Source organism: Kribbella sp. NBC_00662, assembly GCF_041430295.1.
GTDB lineage: Bacteria > Actinomycetota > Actinomycetes > Propionibacteriales > Kribbellaceae > Kribbella.
Genome location: NZ_CP109029.1, coordinates 923,081 through 946,563, shown reverse-complemented (window position 1 = coordinate 946,563; position 23,483 = coordinate 923,081). Strand labels below are relative to the sequence as shown.

The following is a 23,483-nucleotide window of genomic DNA, read 5'->3' as shown; positions in this document are numbered from 1 at the left end:
GTGGTGATCGCCTCAGTCCGCGGTGAGCTCTTCCAGTTCGACGACCAGGCACGGTCCGCCGTCGAACGCGCCGCCGTCGATGCCCAGCACGAGTCCGTCGGCGTACAGGAGCGGGTCGGTCAGGAACTGCGGGTCGATGCCGAGCTGGTCGGCGACGATGCTGTGGCCGTGGACGATCCGGCGACCGCCGAGGTGCTGCAGCAGGATGCGCGCGATCTCCGGCCCGCCGTCACCGCGGAACGCATACCGCGACGTCATCCGGCGCCAGATCTCCCACCACACCTCGATGTCGTCGGAGTGCAGTTCGGCGCTCGCCGCGGCGTTGATGGCGTCGAGCGAGTCGCCCCACTCGACGTACTCCGAGGTGTCGGAGTGCATCAGCAGGTGGTCCGCGTCGAGTGCGAGCATCGGCCGGTCGAGCAGCCAGTCGGTGTCGTCGTCGGTGAGCAGCTCCTGGTCGCGGTCCTGGCCGCCGTTCAGGGCCCAGGAACGCTCGAAGCTGCGCAGCGTGAGGCCGTCGTGCGGGACGAACGTGTCGCCGAACTTCCGCATCCCGAGCGCGAGGATCTCGTGGTTGCCGAGCAGCATCTGGATCGCGCCGTCCGGCGCCTGCTCGATCAGCTTGCGGACATGGCGCAGTACGCCGATGCCGTCCGGGCCGCGGTCGAAGAAGTCGCCGAGGAACCACAGCCGGGCGTCCTCGCCGGCCCAGTTGCCATCGGCATCGGTGAGGCCCGCGTCGTGCAGAGCGGCGGTCAGTTTCTCCAGGTGGCCGTGGATGTCGCTCACGGCGAACACCCGGGTCACGTCATCCCCGAATGGTCAGCACGATCAGTACGACGTTGAGGGCCGTGACGGCGGTCGCTACCAGGCATGCCGCGAGAGTAGTCGCCCAGCGGTTGACAAGGTTACCCATGACGCGCCGGGATGCGGTCAATCTCACCAACGGCCAGAGCGCGCAGGGGATGCCGAAGCTCAGGACGACCTGCGAAACGACCAGTGCGCGGCTGGGGTCGATGCCGATCGCGAGCACCAGCAGGGCCGGGATCAGCGTGATCAGGCGGCGGACCGCCAGCGGGACATGGCGCCGCCAGAAGCCGTCCAGGATCACGGAACCGGCGTACGTCCCGACCGAGGAGGAGGCGAAACCGCTGGCCAGCAGGGCGAGCGCGAACAACAGGGCCGGAAGCTGGCCGAGACGGTCGCCGATCGCGATGTGGGCCGCGTCGAGCGAGTCGGCGCCGGTGCCCTTCAGCGCGGCCGCGGCCAGGACGACCATCGCCAGGTTGACCGCGCCGGCCAGCGCCATCGCGATCGCGACGTCCAGGCGGGTGGCACGCAGTACGCGTGATTTGCCTTCCTGGGAGCGGATGCTCTTCCAATGGCGGTCGGTGACGAGGGCGCCGTGCAGCCAGATCGCGTGCGGCATGACGGTTGCGCCGAGCATGCCGGCGGCGAGCACGAGGGATTGGGTGCCGTCGAGGCGGGGGACGAGGCCGCCGACCACGCCGCTCGCGGACGGGTCCGACTTGGCTGTCGAGACGACGAAGCCGATGAGTACGACGGCGAGCAGACCGATGATCGCTGCCTCGAACGGGCGTTGCCCGCGCTTGGACTGGTAGATCAGCAAGCCGAAGGACACGGCGCCGGTGATCGCTCCGCCGAGCAGGAGGGGAATGTTGAACAGCAGGTTCAGCGCGATGGCACCGCCGACGACCTCGGCCAGGTCGGTCGCGATCGCCACCACCTCGGCCTGCGCCCACAGCCCGGTCGACGTCGACCGCCGGAAGTGGTCACGGCACAGCTGCGGCAGGGTCCGCCCGGTGGCGATGCTTGCCTTGGCGGCAAGGTACTGCACCAGGACGGCCATCAGGTTGGCGCCGACGACCACCCAGCAGAGCAGGTAACCGTACGTAGCGCCGGCCGCGATGTTGGTCGCGAAGTTCCCCGGATCGACGTACGCGACGGCCGCAACGAAGGCCGGTCCGAGCAGCAGAAGCCCGGACCGGCTCAGTTGCCGTCGGAGCGGCGCCGGTGCGTACATGAGAGCAGTCTGTACGACGCCACCGACAACGCAACCCCTGTTCTGGTTTTGAGACGCGACTTACGCCCAGGAGAAGTGCACCTCGAGGGTGACCTCGACGCTGCTGTCACCTGGTATGACGTTGATGGCCCCGCCGAGGTCGGCGGCCTTGCCGGCGTTGTAGGCCCGGCGGATCGGGAATGCGTTCTGGGTCTCCGCGATACCGGTGACCGATCCGAGTGAGAACCCGGCCAGTGCGGCGAGGTGCCCGGCCTTCGTGCGCGCCTGCTGGAAAGCGAGTTCCCGCGCCTGGACGAGCAGCTCGGACTTGTCCTCGATGTCGAACTGCAGCCCGTTCAGGGTCAGGCTGTTGCCTGCAGCATCGACCGCCGCATTCAGCAGCGCGCCGAACCCGGTGAGGTCCTTGGTCTCGACGTGGATCATGTGTGACGCCTGGAACCCCACGTCCGTACCGGGCTCCCGGTAGTGCTGGAACACGTTGACGGCGCTCGTGCCGAGCTGTGACTCCAGGACTCCTCGTCCACGCAGCGCCGCGGTCACGGCCTCCGTGAGCTCGCCGACCCGCGCCACCGCACTCGCCACGTCCGGTGCGAACGCCTCCACCCCGAACGTCGCCCGCAGCACATCCGGCGTCCCGCTGACCTGCCCTGACCCGACAACACTCACCCCTGTGTCCATGACGGCCAGTCTGACAGGCGGTCAGCTCGCTCTGGGGATTATTCGGGCCGGGATGTTGTGGAGGTGGCAGAGGGAGAGGAGGGCGGTGCCGTCTATCAGTTGGAGGGGTTTGCCGTTGGCGAACTGGTAGCTGGTGGGGCCGAAGCCGGAGGTGGTGATGAGGATGCCTTTGGTGGCGCCGGCATCTACCACGGTGCCGAAGAGGTCGCGGACGGCGGACGGCGGGACGGTGCGGGTCCAGAGCTTGGCCTGTACGACGAACTTGCCGCCGGTGATCGGCCTGGGGTCGTACGCGACGCAGTCGATGCCGCCGTCCGTGCCGCGGCGGAACAGGCGGGTCTCGAGGCCCATGCGGGTGAGCAGGTTGTGCACCAGGTGCTCGAAGGACTCGGGGCTCAGGTCCAGCAGGTTCGGGCGGGCGTCGATCTCGCTGATCACGTCCACCGCTTCGATGGTGCGTGGATCGGCCAGGTCGAACTCCAGCACCGGCTCGACCGGCTGCAGCTCTTCCGGATGCCGTGACACCTCCGCGGCGAAGTAGTGACGTACGCAGGCCACCGGATCGAGCTGGTCCAACACCAGCGCCTGGAACTGCTCCCGCGTTGCCCGCAAGGTGATCAGGCACGGCCGAACGGTCTGCCCGGTGGTGAGGTCCACCGACTCCACCATCCCGTTGAACACGACCGTGTCGACCACGCCGTACCGGTCGCTGCCGAAGATCAGGTGCAAGGCCCGCAACGCCAACTGGGCCACCAGCTGCTGATACAGCCGCCGCAATTCGACAGGATCGCGACGTACTGCGAGCACCGTGTCGAGAGAGCGGTCATAGCGGTACGACGCCTCGGCCGGCACCACGCTGACGTCGGGGAGATCCCACTCGACCGCGAGCAGTGTCGACTCGGGCACGTACCCGACCTTGCGCCGGCGGGGGAAGTCCAGCGGTTCCGGCACCCGGTCCAGCGCCTTGGTGAAGTACCGCGTCACTGCCGCCCGGCCGCGGTTCTCCACCGCGCGCTCGTACGCGTCGATCCGCGCATGCTGTTCCGCGGTCGCCTCGTCGAGCCGGCGCTGGTGCTCGACCTGCTCCCGCAGCGCCTTGGCGACCCGCTCGCGCCGGGTCTCCTCGGCGGCCCGGTGCCGCTCGATCGCCTCGGCGAATCGGTCCTCGGCGTCGGCGAGCCGCCGCGCGAACCGCCGCTTGGCGCCCCACCAGCGAATCGGGGGGTGGGGCACGAACGCATCCCAGACAGGTCCGGGATGCGTTTCGAGATCGGCCGGCGACACGGTCGGTGGAGCCCGCCGGGGAGCCCGTTTGAGGGTCTGCAGATCGGTGCCGTTGACATCGACAGCCAGCGCGTCGGCCAGGATGCCGCCCAGGGCCTGGACGCGTTCCTGTACCGCAGCGGTACGTTGCGCCGCCTCGGCGGTACGTCCGGGCGGACGGTCGCTGCGGGCGTGACCTTCCATCGATCGGTCCATCGCCTCACACCTCTCACAACTAATGTAACGGTCCAACCACGTAGCGCTACCGTTGTGACGCAGAGTTGGTGAGGACATTGCTTGCCGTCCACCCCCTGTTTCCTGCCGCACGTGCACTTGCAGAGGCATCTGGGCGAGGTGACGATTGACAGATGAGCCTTCCGTCGTACGCGTCCGGGGTGTCCGAGGTCCCGTTGCTGGGTGAAACGATCGGCGCCAACCTGAGACGGACGATCAGTGAGTACGGCGATCGCGAGGCGCTGGTGGAGGTCCAGTCCGGAAGGCGCTGGACGTACGACGAGTTCGGCGCGGAGGTCGAACTCGTCGCGCGTGGCCTGATGGCGCGGGGGATCGCGAAGGGCGACCGGGTCGGCATCTGGGCGCCGAACCAGGCGGAGTGGACGATCACGCAGTACGCGACCGCGTTGATGGGCGCGATCCTGGTGAACATCAACCCGGCGTACCGGACCCACGAACTGGCCTATGCGCTGAACCAGTCCGGCGTCCGGATGCTTGTCTCCGCGACCGAGTTCAAGACCAGCAACTACCGCGAGATGGTCGACGAGGTCCGGCCGAAGTGTCCCGCGCTCGAGGAAACGGTCTACCTCGGCACCGGCGACTGGGATGCACTCCGCGACGACGCCGGCCGGGTCACCGTCGACCAGCTCAACCAGCGCGAGGCCGAGCTGTCGTTCGACGACCCGATCAACATCCAGTACACCAGTGGGACCACGGGATTCCCGAAGGGCGCGACGCTCAGCCACCACAACATCCTCAACAACGGCTTCTTCGTCACCGAGACGATCGCGTTCACCGCCGACGACCGGCTGTGCATCCCGGTGCCCTTCTATCACTGCTTCGGCATGGTGATGGGCAATCTGGGCTGCACCACTCACGGCGCCTGCATGGTGATCCCCGGCCCGGCGTTCGATCCGGCCGCGACGCTGAAAGCCGTGCAGGACGAGCGGTGCACGGGGCTGTACGGCGTACCGACGATGTTCATCGCGGAGCTCGGTCTGCCGGACTTCGCGGAGTACGACCTGACCAGCCTGCGGACGGGCGTGATGGCCGGATCGCCCTGTCCCGTCGAGGTGATGAAGCGGTGTGTCGCGGACATGCACATGGCCGAGGTCGCGATCTGCTACGGCATGACCGAGACGTCGCCGGTGTCCACGCAGACCAGGCGCGACGACGATCTGGATCGCCGTACGTCGACCGTCGGCCGCGTCATGCCCCATGTCGAGGTGAAGCTCGTCGACCCGGCCACGGGTCTCGTCGTACCGCGCAACGAACCAGGTGAGCTGTGCACCCGCGGGTACTCCGTGATGCTCGGCTACTGGGACGAGCCGGAGAAGACCGCGGAAGCGATCGACCAGGCCCGGTGGATGCACACCGGCGATCTCGCGACGATGCGCGAGGACGGGTACGTGAACATCGTCGGCCGGATCAAGGACATGGTCATCCGCGGCGGCGAGAACGTCTATCCCCGCGAGATCGAGGAGTTCCTCTACACCCACCCGTCGATCGCCGACGTGCAGGTGATCGGCGTACCGGACGAGCGGTACGGCGAGGAGCTGTGCGCCTGGATCAAGCTCAAGCCCGGCGCCGATCCGCTCGACGCCGAAGCGATCAAGGCGTTTGCCACCGGCAAGCTCGCGCACTTCAAGATCCCGAAGTACGTGCTGCTGGTCGACGACTTCCCGATGACCGTCACGGGCAAGATACGCAAGGTCGAGATGCGCGAGCGCTCCGTCGAGCTCCTCGGATTGACGTGACCACACTGCCGACGCCGAAGGCCGCGCCGAGCAGACAGACGGCGTTCCAGCCGGCCCGTTCGTAGAGCGCGGTCGACGCGATCGCGCCCAGCCCGCTGCCCAGCGAGTAGAACACCATGTAGCCACCGATCAGCCGGCTGCCGAGCTCCGGCCGATAAATGCTGCTCTGGTTGGTGACGTGAATGGCCTGCACGGCGAGATCGAGCAGGACCGCACCGATCGCCAGTCCCACCAAGCCATGCGCCGTCGCCAGCCAACTCGTTGCCAGCAGTCCCGAAGCGATCAGCGTGACCAGTTGCCCATGGCCCCGGTCCGCCAATCGGCCGGCCGGACCGGCTGCCAGTGCACCGGCCGCGCCGATCAGCCCGAAGGCGCCGATCTCGGTGTGCGACAACGAATCCGAAGTCAACGGCAGCGCGATCGAGCTCCACAGCGTGCTGAACGCACCGAAGATGAAGAACGCACGTACGGCGCTCTCGCGGAACGACGGCTCGCCCCAGAGCCCGATCGTGGAGCGGAGGAGCGCGCCGTAGGTCAGGCTGGACCTGGGCTGCGGAGCCGAGTGGGGCAAGCAATTTCCGATTGCAAGGCAGGCCGCGCACGTGACCAGGTAGACGGCTCGCCACCCCACGAGGTCGGTGAGGATGCCGGACACGGTCCGGCTCAGCAGGATGCCGATGACGATGCCGGTAGTGATCGTGCCGACGGCACGGCCACGCTCGGCCGGTGCGCTCAGCGAGGCGCCGTACGCGACGAGGGACTGGGTCACGACGGCGAGCGCGCCGACCGCGGCCAGGCCGGCCAGCAGCATCGTGGCGTTCCGGGCGATCCCGGTCAGCAGGAGCGCGATTGCCAGCAGCAAGAACTGCCAGCGGATCAGGCGTCGGCGGTCGAGCAGATCCCCCAACGGGACCAGGAAGAACAGGCCGGCGGCGTACCCGAGTTGGGTGACGGTGACGAACAGCCCGACGCTGCCCGGCGCGATCTCGAGATCAGCGCCGATCGTGACCAGTAGCGGCTGCGCGGCGTAGACGGTCGAGACCGCGACCCCGGCCGCGACCGCGAGGAACACGCGCTGACTTGGTTGCATGTTGCTACCGTAGGAGAAATTGGTAGCATGTTGCAACCAGGAGGTGAGTGATGGTCAAGCGGACCCGGTTCGACGAGGAAAGTTGCCCGGTCGCGCGGTCGGTGGACGCGGTCGGCGACTGGTGGTCGCTGCTGATCGTGCGGGACGCGTTCGACGGCAGCCGGCGGTTCGGCGAGTTCCAGCGCAGTCTGGGCGTCGCGAAGAACATCCTCAGTGCCCGCCTTCGCGCGCTGGTGGACAACGGAATCCTCGAGCAGGCGCCGACCGGATACGAGCTGACCGCCAAGGGCGAGGCGCTCTTCCCGGTGATCGTCGCGCTCCGCCAGTGGGGTGAGACGTTCGCGTTCGCCCCCGACGAGCCGCACTCACAACTTCTCGACCGTCGTGACCAACAGCCGTTGAAGGTCCTGGAGGTCCATGCGGCCGACGGTCGCCTGGTCGGTCCGGCCGACACCGAGGTCCACAAACTCCCCTGACGCGGTTACCCACCCGAAACACCGGGCGTCGATTTGGAAACCTGAGTTTGTTCCGGGGGCAACAGTGGGGCAATCGGCCGGTCCTTCACTGGAAGTCATCCAGGACGGACCGAGACCCCGGGAGCCGGCATGCAACTCACCGACGGTGCGCACCACCCCGTCGTCGTGATCGGCGGCGGCCAGGCAGGCCTCGCGACCAGTTGGCAGTTGCGCCGGCACGGCGTGGATCACCTTGTTCTGGAGGCGGATCGCGTCGGCAGTGAGTGGCGCAACCGCCGCTGGGACTCGTTCTGCCTGGTCACCCCGAACTGGCAATGCCGGCTACCGGGCTTCCCGTACGACGGCGCTGACCCGGACGGCTTCATGGTCCGTGACGAGATCGTGGACTACCTGGAGAACTACCGCCAGGCGTTCGATGTGCCGATCGTCGAGGGTGTCCGCGCGATCCGGCTCGATGCCGGGTTCCGCATCGTCACCACGGCCGGGACGATCACGGCCGGGCAGGTGGTGGTCGCAACCGGTCCGTACCAGTCGCCGAGGATCCCTCGGCTGGCCGAGCGGCTCTCGGTCGAGCAGCTGCATTCCTCGCAGTACAAGCGTCCTGAGCAACTTCCCGACGGTGATGTCGTCGTGGTCGGCACCGGACAGTCCGGCTGCCAGATCGCCGAGGACCTGCACCTGGCCGGGCGGACCGTCCATCTGGCGACCGGCAGCGCGCCGCGGGTGGCGCGGTTCTACCGCGGGCTCGACGTGGTCACCTGGCTGGACCGGATGGGCTACTACCGCAAGGGGATCGAGGAATTCGACGACGCGGACGCGGTCCGGCTGCGGGCGAACCATTACGTCACCGGTCGCGACGGCGGCCGGGACATCGACCTGCGGAAGTTCGCCCTGGAAGGGATGCGGCTCTACGGCCGCCTGATCGACGCGGACCGCGACACGCTGCGGTTCGCGGACGACCTGAAGCAGAACCTCGATCACGCCGACGCGGTGTCCGAAGGCATCAAGGACTCGATCGACGCGTACGTCGCGGCCGAGCGGATCGACGCACCCGAGGAGGCGCGGTACAAGCCGGTATGGCAACCGACCGCGGTGCCAGAAACGCTTTCCCTGCAAGGGATCGGGGCGGTCGTCTGGAGCACCGGATTCCGGCGGGACGACTCGTGGATCCGCGTGCCGGTCTTCGACGGCCAGGGCTATCCGACCCACCGGCGTGGCGTGACCAACGTCCCCGGCCTGTACTTCATCGGTCTGCCCTGGCAGCACACCTGGGGTTCGGGCCGCTTCGGCGGGGTCGCGGACGACGCGCAGTACGTCGCCGAACGGATCGTCGAGCAGCGGGCCGGCGTGCACTGGATCGCCGGTCTGCATCGGACGGTGGCCTGAGATGTACGTCTGCGACGCCCACCGCCATCTCGGCGTACTCCCGGCCTATCCCTTCTACGGCGGGCCTCCGGTCAACCCCGACGTCAACGCTCGTGCGACGATCGACGAGCTGATCGCCGACCTCGACGCTGAGCGGACGGACCGGGCGTTGGTGATCCCCAACTACGGCGTACCGGACGTCGCTGTCTCGTTCGGGTTCAACGAGCTCGTGGTCGAGGCGGCTGCGCGGGACGACCGGATCAGGGCCGGTCTGTGGGTCTCACCCCGGCCGCAGGACGCGGAGCTCACCGCGAAGGCGCTCACACTCGCCGCGGAACCCGGCGTCCGGGTGCTCAAGCTCAGCTTCCTGCTCGGCGGGCATCCGACCGACGACGCCGTCCGGCCGCAGCTGGACGAGATCTTCGCGACCGCTCGAACGCATGGGCTCGTCGTCCACGTACACACCTCGCCCGGCGCCGCGTCCGACATCGACCACATCGGTCACCTGGTCGAGACGTACGCCGACGACGTGCCGCTGCATCTGGTCCACTTCGGCGGCGGGATGAGCGGTCACATCAAGCTGATCGGCTCCCGGTTCTTCGACTGGATCGAAACGGGCAAGCAGGTCTACACCGATCTGTCCTGGGCGATCGGCTTCGCCCCGGGCTGGCTGGCCGCCGAGATCGAGCGCCGCGGCATCGGCCACGACCGGGTGCTGTTCGCCAGCGACCAGCCCTGGGGCGACCACGCCGGCGAGCTCGCCCGGATGCGCGCCGCGATGGGCGACGGCGAACTCGCCGGCCACGTGTTCCACCGCACCTTCTCCCACCTGTACGACTGATCAAGGAGCAACGACATGCCCGAAACCGCCGAACTGACCGAGCTCGAGACCAAGAGCCTGGAGGAGATCCCGCACCCGTCGCTGCCGCAGGGCTCCAGCATCTACGGCGGCACCAAGGTGTTCCCGGACTACCAGGCCGAGGACGGCGAGACCTACTTCACGCTCGTGCACGGCATCGCGCACGAGTCCTCGGTGAGCTTCGTCGCGATCCTGCAGGCGACCCGGGCACAGCGGAAGGGGTTCGAGTCCGCGATCTACTTCTACGGTCCGGGATCGCTGAACTGCCTGGCCACCCGCGGATTCCCGACCACCGGCAACTCGGCCTTCCCCGGCGAGCACAACATCAACGAGTCGCTGAAGACATTCATCGCCGAGGGCGGCAAGGTGTACTGCTGCCGGTTCGGCCTGTCACTGCACGGCGCCCGCGAGGAGGACCTGATCGAGGGCGTCATCCCGACCCACCCGCTGGACGTGCAGGACGCGCTGATCCACTACGCCCGCAAGGGCGCCATCATCAACTCGACCTACATGTTCTGAGGCGGTCCACATGAGCGTTGGCACCGAGGAAGCCTTGGCCGTCCGGGCCGAGATGGCCGTGTACGGCGTGCAGGTGGACGCACCCGTCCGTCGCAGCAAGGGCGCCGGGCCGAGCGACGACGGGCACCTGGTCGTCGACGGTGCCAACGCCACCCTCCCGATCGTTGCTGATAGCCCCTATCAGGTCCGCGACGGGGCGGTGTTCCGCAACGGGCTGGATCTCGGGTTGTCGGTCGAGCCGGTCCGCCGGCCGCGGTTCTACGACCTGACCACGGCCGACGGCGTTCCGTACCGCCAGATCGCCTTGCTGCACGGCAAGGACGTGCTCGCGACGACTGTCGTCCAGACCTGCATCCGGTACGACGAGACCACGCGCTGCCGGTTCTGCTCGATCGAGGAGTCGCTGCGGGCCGGAGCGACGATCGCCGCGAAGACCCCTGCCCAGCTGGCCGAGGTGGCTGAGGCAGCGGTCCGGTTGGACGGCGTCACGCAGATGGTGATGACGACCGGAACTACGACAGGGCGGGATCGGGGCGCGCGGAATCTGGTCCGGTCGGTGAAGGCGGTCCTGGCCGCCGTACCGGGACTGCCGATCCAGGTGCAGATCGAGCCGCCCGGCGACTTGTCCGTGCTGACCGAGTTGCGTGACGCCGGGGCGACGTCGATCGGGATCCATATCGAGTCGCTCGACGACGCCGTACGGCGGAAGTGGATGCCTGGGAAGTCGACGGTCAGCGTCGCGGAGTACGAGGCGGCGTGGGACGAGGCTGTCCGGGTGTTCGGACGCAACCGGGTGTCGACGTACCTGCTCATCGGGATGGGGGAGAACCCGGACGAGCTGGTGGCCGGAGCGGGGCGGTTGATCGAGCGCGGGGTCTACCCGTTCGTGGTACCGCTGCGGCCGATGCTCGGGACGCTTGCTCGCGCCGATGGGGTGACGGCGCCGGATCCCGCTGTGGTCCGTGACGTGACGGCACGGGTCGCCGCGCTGCTCGCGGAGGCTGACATGCGCGGCGCGGATCAAGGCGCCGGTTGCGCGGCCTGTGGTGCGTGCAGCCTGTTGTCGGCGGCCGGTTCATGAGTACGACGGTGGTGCAGACCGCCGGCGTGATGCGAGCGGCCGACGTCCGCGCCCTCCTGGGTGATCCACCACCACCCTTCCTGATCGAGGAGGCGAACGCCGCAGCCCGGCGCGCCTACTACCACCTGCGCCACGAGGCCTTCGTCGAGCACCAAGGCCTGTTCGACAAGACCGACCTTGACGACCACGACGACGACCCCCGAACGATCGTCCTGGTCGCCCGCACACCCGACGGCACGGTCATCGGCGGCGTCCGCCTCGGCCCAGCAACATCCACCCCCGATATCGGCTGGTGGCAAGGCGGCCGCCTGGTCGTCGCCCAAGGACCAGTTGCGGCGCCTGGCGCTAGCTCCAACAGGCTGGCGGGTGTGGGAGCTGCTCTGGTGCGGGCCGCCTGCGCTCGTGCCGAAGCGGCGGGGGCTTTGCGGTTCGACGCGACTGTGCAGCTGGGCACCCAGCGATTCTTCGAGCGGTTGGGGTGGGAGAGCGTGCGGCCGGTGACGGTTGCCAACACCCCTCATGTGTTGATGCGATGGCCGATCGGGCGGATTGCCCGGCTCGCGGCGGCGACCAAGAGTGTGCTCGGTCCTTTGCTGCAAGGGATCGGACCGGCCGGGTACGTCGGTGACGACGGTGCACCGGTCCCGGGCAGCGATCTCGTCGCGGCGTGTGACGCGATCCTCCCGGCGATGGTCGAGCGGGATCCGGAATGGGCCGGCTGGTGTTCGGTGCTGGTGAACGTCAACGATCTCGCCGCGATGGGCGCCGTGCCCGTTGGTTTGCTGGATGCGCTCGGTGCCCGGGACGCGGCCGCCGCGGAGCGGGTCATGCGTGGGCTGAGGCGGGCGGCGGAGGCTTTCGGCGTACCGATTCTCGGTGGGCACACGCAGTTGGGCGTGCCGGCGGCTCTGAGCGTGACCGCCTTCGGCCGGACCGCCCATCCAGTTGCAGGTGGCGGCGGACGTCCGGGTGAGCAGATCGGGTTGACGGCCGACCTCGGCGGTGGCTGGCGACCCGGGTACGCCGGGCGGCAATGGGATTCGACCAGCCATCGCGGGCCGGAGGAACTGGGCGCGATGTTGACTGCGGTCGGCCGAGCACGGCCGTCGGCGGCGAAGGACGTGTCGATGGCCGGAGTCGTCGGCACGCTCGGGATGCTCGCCGAGGCCTCCGGGTGCGCGGCGGTCCTGGACGTCGCCGCCGTACCGAAGCCGGAGTCGGCATCGATGGGGGACTGGCTCACCTGCTTCCCCGGCTTCGCGATGCTCACCACCGGTCCACTCGACGCAGGCCCGGCGACCACAGCCGTGTGCGGCGAGCTGACCACCGGACAAGGCGTCGTACTGCGCTGGCCGGACGGCGAGGTCACCGAGGCGCTGGCCGCCGGCGTGACCGGGATGGGAGCAGCATGACGCTCAAGATGGCGGCCGTGGCCGCGAACTTCAACCGCGATCTCGAAGCCGACTTCGCCCAGGTGGAGCGGTTGATCGCCCAGGCCCGCGAGGCCGGCGTGAAGCTGCTCGCGCTTCCCGAAGGCGCCCTCGGCGGCTACCTGCTCAGCCTGGACGGTACGGCGGAGCCGCCGCCGGCCTTCACCGTCGACAGCCCCGAGATCCGTCGGCTCGCCCGGCTGGCCGGCGACCTGGTCGTCACCGCCGGGTACGCCGAGGCAGTGGACGGACTGATCTACAACAGCGCGGTCTGCGTGACCGGTGACGGCGTACTCGGACATCACCGCAAGGTGCACCAGCCGTTGCACGAGGACGCGCACTTCGCGGCCGGCGATCGGTTCGAGGCGTTCGACACTCCGGTCGGGCGGCTCGGTCTGATGATCTGTTACGACAAGGCGTTCCCGGAGGCGGCGCGGACGCTCGCCCTGGACGGTGCGCAGATCATCGTCTGCGTGTCGGCCTGGCCGGGTGCGCGGACGAACCCGGACCCTGATCTCGCGAAGGACCGCTGGAAGCGGCGGTTCGACCTGTTCGACCGGGCCAGGGCGCTGGAGAACCAGGTGGTCTGGGTGTCGGCGAACCAGTCCGGCACGTTCGGCTCGCTGCGGTTCGTGGCGAGCGCGAAGGTGGTCGATCCCGGCGGCGAGATCCTCGCCGACACCGGGGTGACCGAGGGCATGGCGATCGCCGAGCTGGACGTCGAGCAGGCGCTGGAGCTGGCCCGCCGGTCGATGGGACACCTCCGGGACCGGCGGCCGGAGGCGTACGAGCTGGCATGGGTCTGAGGATCGGAGCGGTTGCGGCGGGATTCACCCGGGACCTGGAGTTCGATCTGTCCCGGGTCGAGGCGCTGATCCGGCACGGCCGCCGGGAGGAGGTCGGGTTGCTCGTGCTGCCTGACGCGGTCCTCGGCGGATACCTGAACAATCTGAGCAATCCGGCGCTCGACGATCTCCCGCCCGCGCTCGCCCTCGACGATCCACTGATCTCCAAGGTGATCGCGATGGCCGGCGAGATGGTGGTCTGCTTCGGCTTCTGCGAGGCGGACGGGCCGGACCGCTACAACACCGCGCTGTGTGTCACCGGTGACGGCGTGCTCGGCCGGCATCGCAAGGTGCACCAGCCGCCGGGCGAACGCGCGATCTATGCCGCAGGCAACGAGTTCACCGGGTTCGACACCCCGGTCGGCCGGCTCGGGATGATGATCGATTACGACAAGACGTTCCCGGAGGCGGCCCGGGCGCTCGCCGTCGACGGCGCCGACGTGATCGCCTGCCTGTGTGCCTGGCCGACCAGCATCACCAACCGGGCCGCCCGGATGAACGAGGACCGCCAGTCCCGGCTGTTCGACCTCTACGACCGGTCCCGGGCGGCCGAGAACCAGGTCGTGCTGGTCTCCTCCAACCTGACCGGCTCGATCGGCGGGCTGCGGTTCCTCGGTCAGTCCAAGGTGGTCGGGCCGGGCGGGGACATCGTCGCCCGGACGTGGTCGAAGGCCGGGATCGCGATCGCGGAGGTCGACGTACGGGCCGAGATCGAGACCGCTCGCCGGGTGCTGCATCATCTCGGCGAGCGGCGTCCGGAGGTGTACTGATGCGGATCGCACTTCTCAGCTACTCGACCAAACCGCGCGGCGGCGTCGTGCACACGCTCTATCTGGCCGAAGCGCTGGCAGCCGCCGGGGCCGACGTGACGGTCTGGTCGCTCGCACGGGGTGGGGACGAGGGCTTCTTCCGTCCCGTCGACCCGCGGGTCCGGTTGTCGCTCGTCCCGTTCCCCGACCGTCCTGGTGAGGGCGTGGGTGCGCGCATTCTCCGGTCGATCGCTGTACTGCGGGATGCCTTCGACGGATCGCAGTACGACGTCGTGCACGCGCAGGACTGCATCAGCGCGAACGCGGCCGGCCGGTGTATTCGGACCGTGCATCACCTCGATCACTTCACCACGCCGGAGCTCGCGGCCTGTCATGAACGCGCGATCGTCGACCCGTACGCTCACGTCTGCGTGTCCGCGGCGGTCGCCGATGAGCTGCTGTCCGGTTGGGGGCTCAAGGCAACAGTCATCCCGAACGGCGTGGACGCCACCCGCTTCGCCGCAGCCGCGTCAGACGCCCCGGCCGCCGCAACCAGGCGAGACCGGTGGCGCCGGCAGCTGGGTCGATACGTGCTGACAGTCGGCGGCATCGAGCCCCGCAAGGGCTCCCTCGAACTACTCGAGGCGTATGCCCGCCTGACGTCGACGGAGGCGGGCGCGGTCGGCGGGTTCGGTGAGCGGGAGCTGAAGCTGGTGATCGCTGGTGGTGAGACGCTTTTCGACTACCGGTCCTACCGCGCGGCCTGGGATGAGCGTGCCGCGGAGCTCGGTGTTGCGCCCGTCGTACTCGGGCCGGTTGACGACGCCGACCTGCCGAGCCTGGTCGCAGGCGCCGCGGCGTTCGCCTTTCCTTCGATCAAGGAGGGGTTCGGACTCGCCCCGCTGGAAGCGCTGGCGGCCGGTGTCCCGCTCGTCGTCTCCGACCTACCGGTCTTCCGCGGGATCTTCGGCGACGCCGCCACCTACGCGACCGGTCCGGCCGCCCTCGCAAACGCCCTACGCCACGCGCTGACGGACAACAGCCGAGCCGACCTCGGCCGAAGGATCGCCGCGACCTACACCTGGACGGCGGCCGCCGAAGCACATCTGGACCTCTACGAGCTCCTGCTCCGGAACACGAACCACCGAAGCGCGCAGTACATGTAGACGCCCTCGCAGGCGCCTGCGATGACGCGACTGAGGTGATACTCGACCCCGAGGGCGCCCAGCCCGGCGCCGACCCCGAGGATCCAGACCAGATAGTTGACCACGATCACGCCGACGTACTTCGCGACCTGTGATCCGACCTCCCCGTGCGAGCGGAAGTTCAGCGTGCGGTTGAGCACGTAACTCAGCCCGAACGCAGCGGCGTAAGCGAGAGTGATCGCCAGCCACAGCGGCAACCGCGCCCACGACCGCAGCGCGGTCAGCAGCGCGAGATCCACACCGAACGTGAACCCGTTGATCAGCACGAAACCCAGCAGGCTGGCCGGGATCAATCGCGACAACCCCCACGGCAACCGGCGGACCACAGCTGCCATCGCGCCGGCGAACGACGCACCCCGCCGCTCGGCGCGGGTCAACACCGTTGTCACAGGCCCCAGTCTGCCAACCGCACCAAACCCCGATGCCCGAGGGCTACTTCCGGCGCAGCTGATCCGCGAACGCCTTGAGTGCGGGAGTGTCCTCGCCGCGGCGCCAGACCAGGCCGAGGGCGGACTCGGGTACGCCGGTGAGCGGGATGCTGACGATCCCGTCCCAGCGCTGGTTGCGCTCGGCGGTGGGACGGCAGACGAGCATGCCGCCGCGCCCGGCGGCGATGAGTGACAGGCCTTCCTGCAACGTCCGGACATCCGGACCACGGTGGATCAGCGCGCCGGCCGGTGTCTGGGTCGGCGCCTGCGCCTGCCGCCAATACCCGGGCGCGGGTCCCGCGATCGCGATCAGCGTCTCTTCGGCCAACTCCTCCGCGTCGATCGACGTCCGCGAGGCGAGCGGGTGACTCGAGCAGACCGTCAGAGTCTGCTGCTGTCGCGAGAAGACCGGGCCGAGGACGAGGTCGTCCTCGGCCACCGGCAGCATGACGACGGCGGCGTCGACGGCACCCCGGCGTACCGCGCCGAAGGGGTCGTTGAGCGGCAGTTCACAGACGTCGATCAAGCAGTCCGGGTGATGGGACTGGAACTCCGACACGGCGCCGAGGACGGTGTCGTTGGCGGCGCCCTGGAAACCGATCCGGAGCTTGCCCTTCACGTTGCCGGCGTACTCGCGGGCCTCGGCGACGACCCGCTCCAGCGCCGCGTACGCCGGTCGCAGCGAGGTCAGGAACTCCTTGCCGAGCGGAGTCAGCGCAACCCGGCGGCTCGTGCGCTCGAACAGCGGGCCACCGATGCGGCGCTCGAGGGACTGGAGCAGCTGGCTGACCCGGCTCTGCGAGAGGTACAGGCGCTCCGCCGTACGGCCGAAGTGGAGCTCGTCCGCGAGCACGAGGAAGCACTCCAGTTCGCGGATCTCGACGGCCATGGTTCCACCCTGATCGATTAGCTCAGCTAATACAAGCATGACCAGATCGCCGTTGTTCCGCAGTACCTCGCGGCTGCTCACTGGAGGTATGACGACGATCTGCGCGGACGAGGTGGCGACCCGAGGCTGGGCGGCATCGATAGTCATGTCGGCGACCGTGTTCACCGTGGTGACGGCCGAGATGCTTCCTGTCGGTCTGCTCACACCGATGAGCGAATCGCTGCACATCACCGAAGGCACCGCGGGCCTGGCCCTGACCACGACAGGCGTGGTCTCCGCCTTGGCCGCGCCCATCCTCCCGCTCGTTCTGGGGCGGCTGGATCGCCGCGGAGTTCTGGGCGGGCTGATGGTGCTGCTCGCGTTCGCGGCATTCGTCGCTGCGATCGCGCCGGTCTACTGGATCTTCATCGCGGCGCGGGTGTTGATGGGTATCTCGATCGGAGGCGTCTGGCTGCTGACCGTCGGCCTGGCGCGTCGCGTCGTACCCGAGCATGCGGCCGGTCCGGCGACGTCACTCATCTTCAGCGGTATCGGAATCGCTTCTGTGCTTGGGATTCCCGCCGGTGCTTTCGTCGGTGAGCTTGTCGGCTGGCGGTGGGCCTTCGCCGGCGTCGGCGTGCTCTCACTCGGTCTCGCCGCCGCGCTTGCCGCCTTCCTCCCGAGCCTCGCCCCGGAGCGGTCCGTTCGGCTGTCGGATGTGCGAGAAGTCCTTCAGATCAAGGACGTTCGCCTCGGCCTGGTCCTCGTGGCGCTGATCGTGACAGGCCACTTCGCGGCGTACACCTATGTCCGTCCGCTCCTCGAACCGCACACCGGGCCGGCGCTGATCGGGACCTTGCTGCTCGCGTACGGCGTGGCCGGTGTCATCGGCAACTTCCTCACCGGCGCGCTCCACCCGAACCGCGCCCTCGCCGTCATCGCATCCGGTATCGCCGTCGCGACCCTCGCAATGCCCGCCCTCGGCACCACCGTCGCCGGATCCCTTGTTCTACTGGTGATCTGGGGCCTCGCGTACGGCGGAACGAGTGTCAGCACGCAAGCCTGGGGACACGCCGCGGCGCCCAGTGCCCCCGAATCATCGTCCGCTGTTCTGGTGGGGGTCTACAACGGATCGATCGCACTGGGCGCCTTCACCGGCGGCCAGGTCGCCGACCACCTCGGTACGACCACGGTCACCTGGCTTCCCGCAGTACTGGCGACTGCGGCGCTGGTGATACTGCTAGCGAACCGCCGCCAGCGCGGCTGAGTCCTCGTCACCGAAGTCGTCCTCGAGCTTCTCGGGCGAGTAGTCGAGGTCGATCCCAGCCACGTCGGCGCCGACGGCCGACTCGATCGCGCCGAGCCGACGGGTGGCGCGATCGCCGGCGTACGTCATCAGTGCGGTCGGGTTGATCTCCGGCGGGAGCGCCGCCGTGTTGTCCATCGCCCACTGGATCTGGACCAGCGCGTGCGGGAGGAGCTCCTCCATCGTGTCGGTGACGACCTTCCAGTTCCCCTCGTCCGCGGCGACGTGCCGGCGGCAGGTGAACGTGCCCCAGGCCATGTGCCGGCGCTCGTCGTCGCCGATCCGGCGGATCAGTTCCTGCATGCCGGGCAGTACGCCGCGCGCCGTACACAGGAGGTTCCACGCGTGGTAGCCGGTGAGGGCCAGAGTCCCTTCCACCACGTGGTTGTACGTGACCGACGCGCGGACCTGGTTGGCCGGCGACGGGTCGTCGGCGAGCGACTTCAGCGCGACCGGGAGAGCCTCGTAGAAGATCGCGCGGTACCCGGGGTTGTTCTCGACGTAGTGGTGCAGGTCCTGGGTGACGCCGACCGCGTCCAGCCAGAGCCGGAAGACCGCGGTGTGCTTGGCCTCCTCGAAGCAGAACTGGGTCAGGTACATCTCGTCGCCGAACCGGCCCTCGGCGGCCATCGCCTGCAGGAATGGCTGCAGGTCCTCGGTCACCGCCTCCTCGCCCGCGATGAACTGCGAGCAGAGCATCAACGCGTTGTCCTTGTCGTCCGCGCTCAGCTCCTGCCAGTCCTTCGCGTCCTGACTGAAGTCGATGTCGCGCGGGTTCCAGAACTTGCGGTTGCCCTTGTCGAACAGGCGCAACGGCAGCGCGTCCCAGTTGAGGCCACCGGCCTTCAGCGAGGTGAATCCTTGCCTGTGCAGGTCGTTCATACGTGCAACCTCCGGGACTCGGTCAAGAACGGCGAGAGGACGCGAGCCAGCTGATCGGCCACCGCCGCCGGGGGAGGGCCCGGCGTGACGATGTGGCTGATGACGACGCGCAAGGCGACGTCCACGCAGCTGGTCGCGTCCTCCGCGGGAACCTCCGGCCAGTGCTCCCTGACGTGGGCACCCAGCCGGAGGTGGGCCAGTTCGAGCACCTGCTGCCCCCGTGTGGTCAGCAGCTGACTGGCCTGGTCGGATCCCGGCTGGCTCAGCGCCGCCCTGATCAAGGGGTTCTCCGCGGCCAGCGTGAGCGCCGTCTCGACCGCGGCCCGGAGACCGTTGATCGGATCGGGCTGCTCGGCGAGCGCCGCGTTCACATCCAGCAGGAACCGTTCGGTCTCACGGGCCGCGACCGCTTCGAGCAGCCCCCATTTGTCGCCGAACTCGTTGTAGACGGTCTGCCGCGAGACCCCGGTCCGGCGTGCGACCTCGGCCATCCGGAGTCCGTCGTACCCGCCTGCGACGACCGCCTCGCGGGCTGCGTCGAGCAGTTCGTCGCGCAGCCGGCGTTTGGTGCGGTCGGCAAACGAGGTCATGAGGTCGAGGGTTTACAAAACGACCTCAGATGTCAAGTGCTCGGACAGAGTGTCCTCAGTTGTCAAGTGGCGAGTAGTGCGACGCGTCGCCCGTTCGCGGCGTACTGCGGACGCCGTCGACGCTGACCGGGACGTCGCCGGCGAGCGTGATCCGGTGCAGCCGGCGGGGCTGGTCGTCGTAGTCGGCGACGCCGAAGTGCTGGGTCGCGCGGTTGTCCCAGATCGCCAGGTCGCCCGGCTGCCACTGCCAGCGGACCGTGTTGTCGAGGTTCGTGACCCGGTTCTGCAGGAGCTGGAACAACGCGGTCGTCTCCGCGCTGGTCAGCCCGACGAAGCGCCGGACGAAATGGCCGAGCACGAGTGACCGCTCGCCGGTCTCCGGGTGGACGCGGACCACCGGATGTTCGGTCTCGAAGCGCTTGGACTCGAACTGCTTGTGGTGCTCCTCGAACTTCACGTCGACCCCGCCGATCCGGCTCTCGTCCGCATGGCCGGCGTAGTCGTACACGTTGCTGTGCACCGCCCACAGCCGGTCGGCCAGCGCCTGCAAGGCCTGCGGCAGCTTCGCGTACGCCGCAACCGTGTTGGCCCAGCTCGTCGCGCCGCCGTACGCGGGCAGCGTGACGGCCCGGAGCAGGCTGATCGCGGGGATCCGGTCGACGAACGTGACGTCGGTGTGCCAGCTGTTCGCCTTGCTGTAGTCGGAGTCGATCGGCAGCACGTTCGCGGCACCCTCGAGGCTCTTCGATGTCGGGTGCGCGAGCGTCGGCGTACCGAGCAGGCGGGCGAAGGCCAGTTGGCCGGCGTCGTCGAGGTGGTGCTGCTCGCGGAAGAAGATCACCTTGTGGTCGAGCAGCGCCTGCCGGATCGCGGCCACCGTCTCGGGCGCCAGTTCGCCGCCGAGCCGGACGTTGCCGATCACCGCGCCGAGCGCGCCGCCGGCCTTCGTGACGGTGATCTCCGGTGCCTGCAGTTGCGTGGTCATGATTGCTCCCTCACGGTCGGTTATCATCCATAATCCGACTGGATTAGTAGACTTATCGGCCGTTTCGGGATGCGAGACCCCTCGGCCGGCGGGAGCACGTAGGGTTGGGGACGTGTCAACCGCCGAGATCCAGCCCGCCCCGACCGCCGCCGATGTGCCGGAGCTCGTGGTCGGATTCGACCTGGACATGACGCTGATCGACTCCCGGCCGGGGATCCAGGCAGTCTGGGATCTGCTGGCCGCCGAGACCGGTGTGCCGATCGACACCGACCTGGTGGTGAGCCGGCTCGGGCCGCCCCTGACCTGGGAGATGGCGAACTGGTTCCCGCCGGAGCAGGTCGAGCCGCTGATCGCGCGGTACCGGGAGCTTTATCCGACGCACGCGATCACCGGCAGCCTGCCGTTGCCCGGCGTGGCCGAGTCCTTGGCCGCGATCCGGGCGCTGCGTGGGCGGACGATGGTCGTGTCCGCGAAGTACACGCCGTCGGTCCGGCTGCACCTGGAGCATCTCGGGTTCGACATCGACGAGCCGGTCGGTGACCTGCACGGAGCCGAGAAGGGCACGGCGCTGCGCGAGCACGAGGCCACGATCTACGTCGGCGATCACACCGCCGACATCGACGGGGCGCACGCGGCGGGAGCGCTGGCGGTATCGGTCGCGACCGGTCCCTTCACCGCGGACGAGCTGCGGGCGTACGGCGCCGACGTCGTACTGAACGACCTGACCGAGTTCCCGGCCTGGCTCGAGGAGTACGTGCTCGAGCAGCGGCTGGAAGCGTTGATGAAGCGGCTGTCGTCGTACGACAAGATGGTCGTCGCGTTCAGCGGCGGCGCCGACTCGGCGTTCCTGCTCGCGGCCGCGGCGCGCGCGATCGGGCCGGCCAACGTCGTCGCGGCGACCGCGATCTCGCCCTCGCTTCCGGCGGACGAGCTGGAGCCGGCGGCGCAGTTCGCCGACACCATCGGCGTACGGCATGTCACCCCGCACACGCACGAGATGGACCGCGAGGGGTACCAGGCCAACTCGGGTGCCCGGTGCTACTTCTGCAAGGCCGAGCTGATCGAGACGCTGCAGCCGATCGCGGACGAGTTCGGCATCACCGCGATCGCCACCGGGACGAACGCCGACGACGCGATCGCCGGCTTCCGGCCGGGTATCCGCGCCGCGTTCGAGCGCGGCGCGCTGACACCGCTGCGGGACGCGCGGCTGACCAAGGCGCAGATCCGTACGGCGTCGCGCAGCTGGGGACTCGAGACCTCGGACAAGCCGGCCGCGGCCTGCCTGTCCAGCCGGATCGCGTACGGCATCCGCATCACCCCGAACCTGCTCGCCCGGGTCGATCGGGCCGAGCAGACGGTCCGCGCGCGGCTCGCGTCGTACGACGTGCAGAACGTGCGCGTCCGTGATCTCGGCGAGAACGCTTCGATCGAGATCGATGCCGAGCTGCTCGATCGCGTCGACCATCAGGAGCTGGTCGATGCGGTCATGGCCGAAGGGTTCGCGGCGGCGCAGGTGGACCCGCGCGGATTCCGGTCCGGGTCGATGAACGAGCGGCTGGCGGATCCCGAAAAGTATCGGAGTTTGTGAGGTGCGGGAAGACTGCCGGATCAGGTAGTTTCCCGGAGGCGCGGTTGCGCCGCGTCACGTACGCTGGGTTTCCTGATCGGGCCTCACGGCTCGATCGCTTCCGACGATACTGATGAAGAGGTTCCCGTGCCCGTTGGCAAGGTGAAGTGGTACGACTCCGACAAGGGGTTCGGTTTCCTCAGCAAGGAGGAGGGCGGGGACGTATATGTCCGCGCCGAGGCCTTGCCGGCCGGTGTCACCAACCTGAAGCCCGGGCAGAAGGTCGAGTTCGGCGTCGTCGAGGGACGCAAGGGCGAGCAGGCCCTGCAGGTCCGGCTGATCGACCCGCCGCCCTCGGTGGCGAAGGCGATGCGGCCGAAGCCGGAGGAGATGCAGGTCGTGATCGAGGACCTGATCAAACTCCTCGACCGGATCGGCGAGAACTACCGCCGCGGCCGCCAGCCCGACAACAAGTCCGCCAAGCAGGTGGCGACGGTACTGCGCGGCGTCGCCGACAAGCTCGACTTCTGACGGTCAGCCGCGCCGGCTGATCAACGACTGGATCCCGTCGAGGACCGTGGTCAGACCGAACCGGAACTCGGTCGGGTCGTTGTCGATGAAGTCCTGCGGCCCGTCCATGGTCGTCGCGATGGCCGGGAAGCGATCCGGGGTCGCGAGCATCCGCAGCCTGCGGGTGTAGCGCTCGCCCGCTGCGACGGCCTCTGCCGGCGGCATGTTCAGCATGTTCACGCTGAGGCCGGTCGTGCCGCGAACGAAGATGTTCACGAGCAGCATCGCGGACATCCGGTCGTTCGGCTCCAACGGCGTACCTTCGAACGCCTTCAGGCCGGTCTCCATCCAGACCAGCTGGTTCGGTGACAGCGGCGGCTCGAATTCCGGGACCTGCAGGATCCAGGGGTGTTCCTGCAGCGCGGCCTGGAACGCCTCTGCCCAGGTGGTGATCCGCTCGCGCCAGTCGGCCGCCTCGCTCACCTCCGGCGGTAGCCCGAACGCCTGGTCGAGCATCACGACGTACAGATCGTCCTTCGCCTCGACGTACCGGTAGAGCGCCATCGTGGTGACGCCGAGCTCGGCCGCGACCTTGCTCATCGACACCGCGGCCAGCCCGCCCGCGTCCGCGAGCCGGATCGCCGCGTCCCCGATGTCCCGCACCTGGAACGCCGGCTTCGGCCCCGGCCGGCTCCGCCCCTCGATCCCCCAGAGCTGCTGAAGCACCCGCGGCAGTTCGTCCTCTTCCATGC

The 23,483-nt window shown here is 68.8% G+C and carries 24 protein-coding genes; 13 read left to right on the top strand and 11 right to left on the bottom strand.

Annotated features, from left to right (window positions below; translation table 11 throughout):
- Nucleotides 1–12: 12 nt before the first annotated feature.
- From OHA10_RS04795 to OHA10_RS04780, 4 genes are read right to left on the bottom strand one after another with little or no spacing between them, the layout of a single operon-like run.
- Nucleotides 13–789, bottom strand: a complete 777-nt coding sequence (locus tag OHA10_RS04795) for a metallophosphoesterase (protein WP_371404971.1) — start codon at nt 787–789, stop codon at nt 13–15.
- A gap of 19 nt (nt 790–808) precedes the next feature.
- Nucleotides 809–2,044, bottom strand: coding sequence for an Nramp family divalent metal transporter (locus OHA10_RS04790; RefSeq protein WP_371404970.1), 1,236 nt, complete (start codon nt 2,042–2,044; stop codon nt 809–811).
- Nucleotides 2,045–2,104: 60 nt separating this feature from the next.
- A complete protein-coding gene (locus tag OHA10_RS04785) occupies nt 2,105–2,722 on the bottom strand; it encodes an SIMPL domain-containing protein (RefSeq protein WP_371404969.1) in 618 nt (205 codons plus the stop codon).
- A 21-nt stretch (nt 2,723–2,743) separates the two neighbouring features.
- Complete coding sequence (locus OHA10_RS04780; protein WP_371404968.1) at nt 2,744–4,201, bottom strand: restriction endonuclease; 1,458 nt, start codon at nt 4,199–4,201, stop codon at nt 2,744–2,746.
- 152 nt (nt 4,202–4,353) lie between these two features.
- Between OHA10_RS04780 and OHA10_RS04775 the strand changes: the two genes are divergently transcribed.
- Nucleotides 4,354–5,976, top strand: a complete 1,623-nt coding sequence (locus OHA10_RS04775) for an AMP-binding protein (protein WP_371404967.1) — start codon at nt 4,354–4,356, stop codon at nt 5,974–5,976.
- On the opposite strand, the gene OHA10_RS04770 is transcribed toward OHA10_RS04775, so the two are convergent.
- Complete coding sequence (locus OHA10_RS04770; protein WP_371404966.1) at nt 5,912–7,066, bottom strand: MFS transporter; 1,155 nt, start codon at nt 7,064–7,066, stop codon at nt 5,912–5,914. The genes OHA10_RS04775 and OHA10_RS04770 overlap by 65 nt on opposite strands.
- Before the next feature lie 50 nt (nt 7,067–7,116).
- Here OHA10_RS04770 and OHA10_RS04765 point away from each other — a divergent pair, with 50 nt between their 5' ends.
- The 9 genes from OHA10_RS04765 (at nt 7,117) to OHA10_RS04725 (ending at nt 15,556) form a co-directional block, all read left to right on the top strand.
- On the top strand, nt 7,117–7,542 hold the full coding sequence (locus OHA10_RS04765; RefSeq protein WP_371404965.1) for a winged helix-turn-helix transcriptional regulator: 426 nt from the start codon (nt 7,117–7,119) through the stop codon (nt 7,540–7,542).
- Nucleotides 7,543–7,671: 129 nt separating this feature from the next.
- Nucleotides 7,672–8,928 carry an MSMEG_0569 family flavin-dependent oxidoreductase gene (locus OHA10_RS04760; protein ID WP_371404964.1) on the top strand — a complete coding sequence of 419 codons (1,257 nt, stop codon included), beginning with the start codon at nt 7,672–7,674 and terminating at the stop codon, nt 8,926–8,928.
- Nucleotide 8,929: 1 nt separating this feature from the next.
- The gene (locus tag OHA10_RS04755) at nt 8,930–9,748 is read left to right on the top strand and encodes an amidohydrolase family protein (protein ID WP_371404963.1); all 819 of its coding nucleotides are present in this window, start codon (nt 8,930–8,932) and stop codon (nt 9,746–9,748) included.
- 15 nt (nt 9,749–9,763) lie between these two features.
- On the top strand, nt 9,764–10,285 hold the full coding sequence (locus tag OHA10_RS04750) for an MSMEG_0572/Sll0783 family nitrogen starvation response protein (protein WP_131286158.1): 522 nt from the start codon (nt 9,764–9,766) through the stop codon (nt 10,283–10,285).
- A 10-nt stretch (nt 10,286–10,295) separates the two neighbouring features.
- Nucleotides 10,296–11,366, top strand: coding sequence for an MSMEG_0568 family radical SAM protein (locus OHA10_RS04745; RefSeq protein WP_371404962.1), 1,071 nt, complete (start codon nt 10,296–10,298; stop codon nt 11,364–11,366).
- Nucleotides 11,336–12,778, top strand: a complete 1,443-nt coding sequence (locus OHA10_RS04740) for an MSMEG_0567/sll0787 family protein (RefSeq protein WP_371404961.1) — start codon at nt 11,336–11,338, stop codon at nt 12,776–12,778. Before OHA10_RS04745 ends, OHA10_RS04740 begins: the two co-directional genes overlap by 31 nt.
- The gene (locus tag OHA10_RS04735) at nt 12,775–13,602 is read left to right on the top strand and encodes a carbon-nitrogen hydrolase family protein (protein WP_371404960.1); all 828 of its coding nucleotides are present in this window, start codon (nt 12,775–12,777) and stop codon (nt 13,600–13,602) included. Before OHA10_RS04740 ends, OHA10_RS04735 begins: the two co-directional genes overlap by 4 nt.
- On the top strand, nt 13,593–14,411 hold the full coding sequence (locus OHA10_RS04730; RefSeq protein WP_371404959.1) for a carbon-nitrogen hydrolase family protein: 819 nt from the start codon (nt 13,593–13,595) through the stop codon (nt 14,409–14,411). The genes OHA10_RS04735 and OHA10_RS04730 overlap by 10 nt, the downstream gene beginning before the upstream one ends.
- Complete coding sequence (locus tag OHA10_RS04725; RefSeq protein ID WP_371404958.1) at nt 14,411–15,556, top strand: MSMEG_0565 family glycosyltransferase; 1,146 nt, start codon at nt 14,411–14,413, stop codon at nt 15,554–15,556. The genes OHA10_RS04730 and OHA10_RS04725 overlap by 1 nt, the downstream gene beginning before the upstream one ends.
- Here the strand turns inward: OHA10_RS04725 and OHA10_RS04720 are convergent.
- Together OHA10_RS04720 and OHA10_RS04715 are read right to left on the bottom strand one after the other, a co-directional pair.
- Entirely contained in the window at nt 15,505–15,984 is a 480-nt protein-coding gene (locus OHA10_RS04720) for a GtrA family protein (RefSeq protein ID WP_371404957.1), read from the bottom strand. The two genes, OHA10_RS04725 and OHA10_RS04720, sit on opposite strands and share 52 nt — an antisense overlap.
- Before the next feature lie 43 nt (nt 15,985–16,027).
- Nucleotides 16,028–16,912 carry a LysR family transcriptional regulator gene (locus OHA10_RS04715; RefSeq protein ID WP_371404956.1) on the bottom strand — a complete coding sequence of 295 codons (885 nt, stop codon included), beginning with the start codon at nt 16,910–16,912 and terminating at the stop codon, nt 16,028–16,030.
- An 88-nt stretch (nt 16,913–17,000) separates the two neighbouring features.
- On the opposite strand from OHA10_RS04715, the gene OHA10_RS04710 reads away from it, so the two are divergent.
- Entirely contained in the window at nt 17,001–18,158 is a 1,158-nt protein-coding gene (locus tag OHA10_RS04710; protein ID WP_371404955.1) for an MFS transporter, read from the top strand.
- Here the strand turns inward: OHA10_RS04710 and OHA10_RS04705 are convergent.
- The 3 genes from OHA10_RS04705 to OHA10_RS04695 are packed head-to-tail and all read right to left on the bottom strand — an operon-like array spanning nt 18,132 to nt 20,654.
- The gene (locus OHA10_RS04705) at nt 18,132–19,079 is read right to left on the bottom strand and encodes a R2-like ligand-binding oxidase (protein ID WP_371404954.1); all 948 of its coding nucleotides are present in this window, start codon (nt 19,077–19,079) and stop codon (nt 18,132–18,134) included. The genes OHA10_RS04710 and OHA10_RS04705 overlap by 27 nt on opposite strands.
- Complete coding sequence (locus tag OHA10_RS04700; RefSeq protein ID WP_371404953.1) at nt 19,076–19,669, bottom strand: TetR family transcriptional regulator; 594 nt, start codon at nt 19,667–19,669, stop codon at nt 19,076–19,078. Before OHA10_RS04700 ends, OHA10_RS04705 begins: the two co-directional genes overlap by 4 nt.
- Nucleotides 19,670–19,724: 55 nt before the next feature.
- Complete coding sequence (locus OHA10_RS04695) at nt 19,725–20,654, bottom strand: TauD/TfdA dioxygenase family protein (RefSeq protein WP_371404952.1); 930 nt, start codon at nt 20,652–20,654, stop codon at nt 19,725–19,727.
- A gap of 112 nt (nt 20,655–20,766) precedes the next feature.
- Here OHA10_RS04695 and larE point away from each other — a divergent pair, with 112 nt between their 5' ends.
- Together larE and OHA10_RS04685 are read left to right on the top strand one after the other, a co-directional pair.
- Nucleotides 20,767–22,242, top strand: coding sequence for an ATP-dependent sacrificial sulfur transferase LarE (gene larE / locus OHA10_RS04690; protein WP_371404951.1), 1,476 nt, complete (start codon nt 20,767–20,769; stop codon nt 22,240–22,242).
- A gap of 126 nt (nt 22,243–22,368) precedes the next feature.
- Nucleotides 22,369–22,752: a cold-shock protein gene (locus OHA10_RS04685; RefSeq protein ID WP_130441062.1), complete on the top strand. Its 384-nt coding sequence runs from the start codon at nt 22,369–22,371 to the stop codon at nt 22,750–22,752.
- 3 nt (nt 22,753–22,755) lie between these two features.
- Here the strand turns inward: OHA10_RS04685 and OHA10_RS04680 are convergent, their stop codons facing one another.
- Nucleotides 22,756–23,481: a TetR/AcrR family transcriptional regulator gene (locus OHA10_RS04680; protein ID WP_371404950.1), complete on the bottom strand. Its 726-nt coding sequence runs from the start codon at nt 23,479–23,481 to the stop codon at nt 22,756–22,758.
- Between the last annotated feature and the right edge of the window lie 2 nt (nt 23,482–23,483).

Bases quoted from the DNA above. Each gene is read 5' to 3' on its own strand.
- OHA10_RS04790 (WP_371404970.1), bottom strand. From the start codon at position 2,044: ATGTACGCACCGGCGCCGCTCCGACGGCAACTGAGCCGGTCCGGGCTT.
- OHA10_RS04785 (WP_371404969.1), bottom strand. From the start codon at position 2,722: ATGGACACAGGGGTGAGTGTTGTCGGGTCAGGGCAGGTCAGCGGGACG.
- OHA10_RS04780 (WP_371404968.1), bottom strand. From the start codon at position 4,201: ATGGACCGATCGATGGAAGGTCACGCCCGCAGCGACCGTCCGCCCGGA.
- OHA10_RS04775 (WP_371404967.1), top strand. From the start codon at position 4,354: ATGAGCCTTCCGTCGTACGCGTCCGGGGTGTCCGAGGTCCCGTTGCTG.
- OHA10_RS04770 (WP_371404966.1), bottom strand. From the start codon at position 7,066: ATGCAACCAAGTCAGCGCGTGTTCCTCGCGGTCGCGGCCGGGGTCGCG.
- OHA10_RS04765 (WP_371404965.1), top strand. From the start codon at position 7,117: ATGGTCAAGCGGACCCGGTTCGACGAGGAAAGTTGCCCGGTCGCGCGG.
- OHA10_RS04760 (WP_371404964.1), top strand. From the start codon at position 7,672: ATGCAACTCACCGACGGTGCGCACCACCCCGTCGTCGTGATCGGCGGC.
- OHA10_RS04755 (WP_371404963.1), top strand. From the start codon at position 8,930: ATGTACGTCTGCGACGCCCACCGCCATCTCGGCGTACTCCCGGCCTAT.
- OHA10_RS04750 (WP_131286158.1), top strand. From the start codon at position 9,764: ATGCCCGAAACCGCCGAACTGACCGAGCTCGAGACCAAGAGCCTGGAG.
- OHA10_RS04745 (WP_371404962.1), top strand. From the start codon at position 10,296: ATGAGCGTTGGCACCGAGGAAGCCTTGGCCGTCCGGGCCGAGATGGCC.
- OHA10_RS04735 (WP_371404960.1), top strand. From the start codon at position 12,775: ATGACGCTCAAGATGGCGGCCGTGGCCGCGAACTTCAACCGCGATCTC.
- OHA10_RS04730 (WP_371404959.1), top strand. From the start codon at position 13,593: ATGGGTCTGAGGATCGGAGCGGTTGCGGCGGGATTCACCCGGGACCTG.
- OHA10_RS04725 (WP_371404958.1), top strand. From the start codon at position 14,411: ATGCGGATCGCACTTCTCAGCTACTCGACCAAACCGCGCGGCGGCGTC.
- OHA10_RS04715 (WP_371404956.1), bottom strand. From the start codon at position 16,912: ATGGCCGTCGAGATCCGCGAACTGGAGTGCTTCCTCGTGCTCGCGGAC.
- OHA10_RS04710 (WP_371404955.1), top strand. From the start codon at position 17,001: ATGACGACGATCTGCGCGGACGAGGTGGCGACCCGAGGCTGGGCGGCA.
- OHA10_RS04705 (WP_371404954.1), bottom strand. From the start codon at position 19,079: ATGAACGACCTGCACAGGCAAGGATTCACCTCGCTGAAGGCCGGTGGC.
- OHA10_RS04700 (WP_371404953.1), bottom strand. From the start codon at position 19,669: ATGACCTCGTTTGCCGACCGCACCAAACGCCGGCTGCGCGACGAACTG.
- OHA10_RS04695 (WP_371404952.1), bottom strand. From the start codon at position 20,654: ATGACCACGCAACTGCAGGCACCGGAGATCACCGTCACGAAGGCCGGC.
- OHA10_RS04680 (WP_371404950.1), bottom strand. From the start codon at position 23,481: ATGGAAGAGGACGAACTGCCGCGGGTGCTTCAGCAGCTCTGGGGGATC.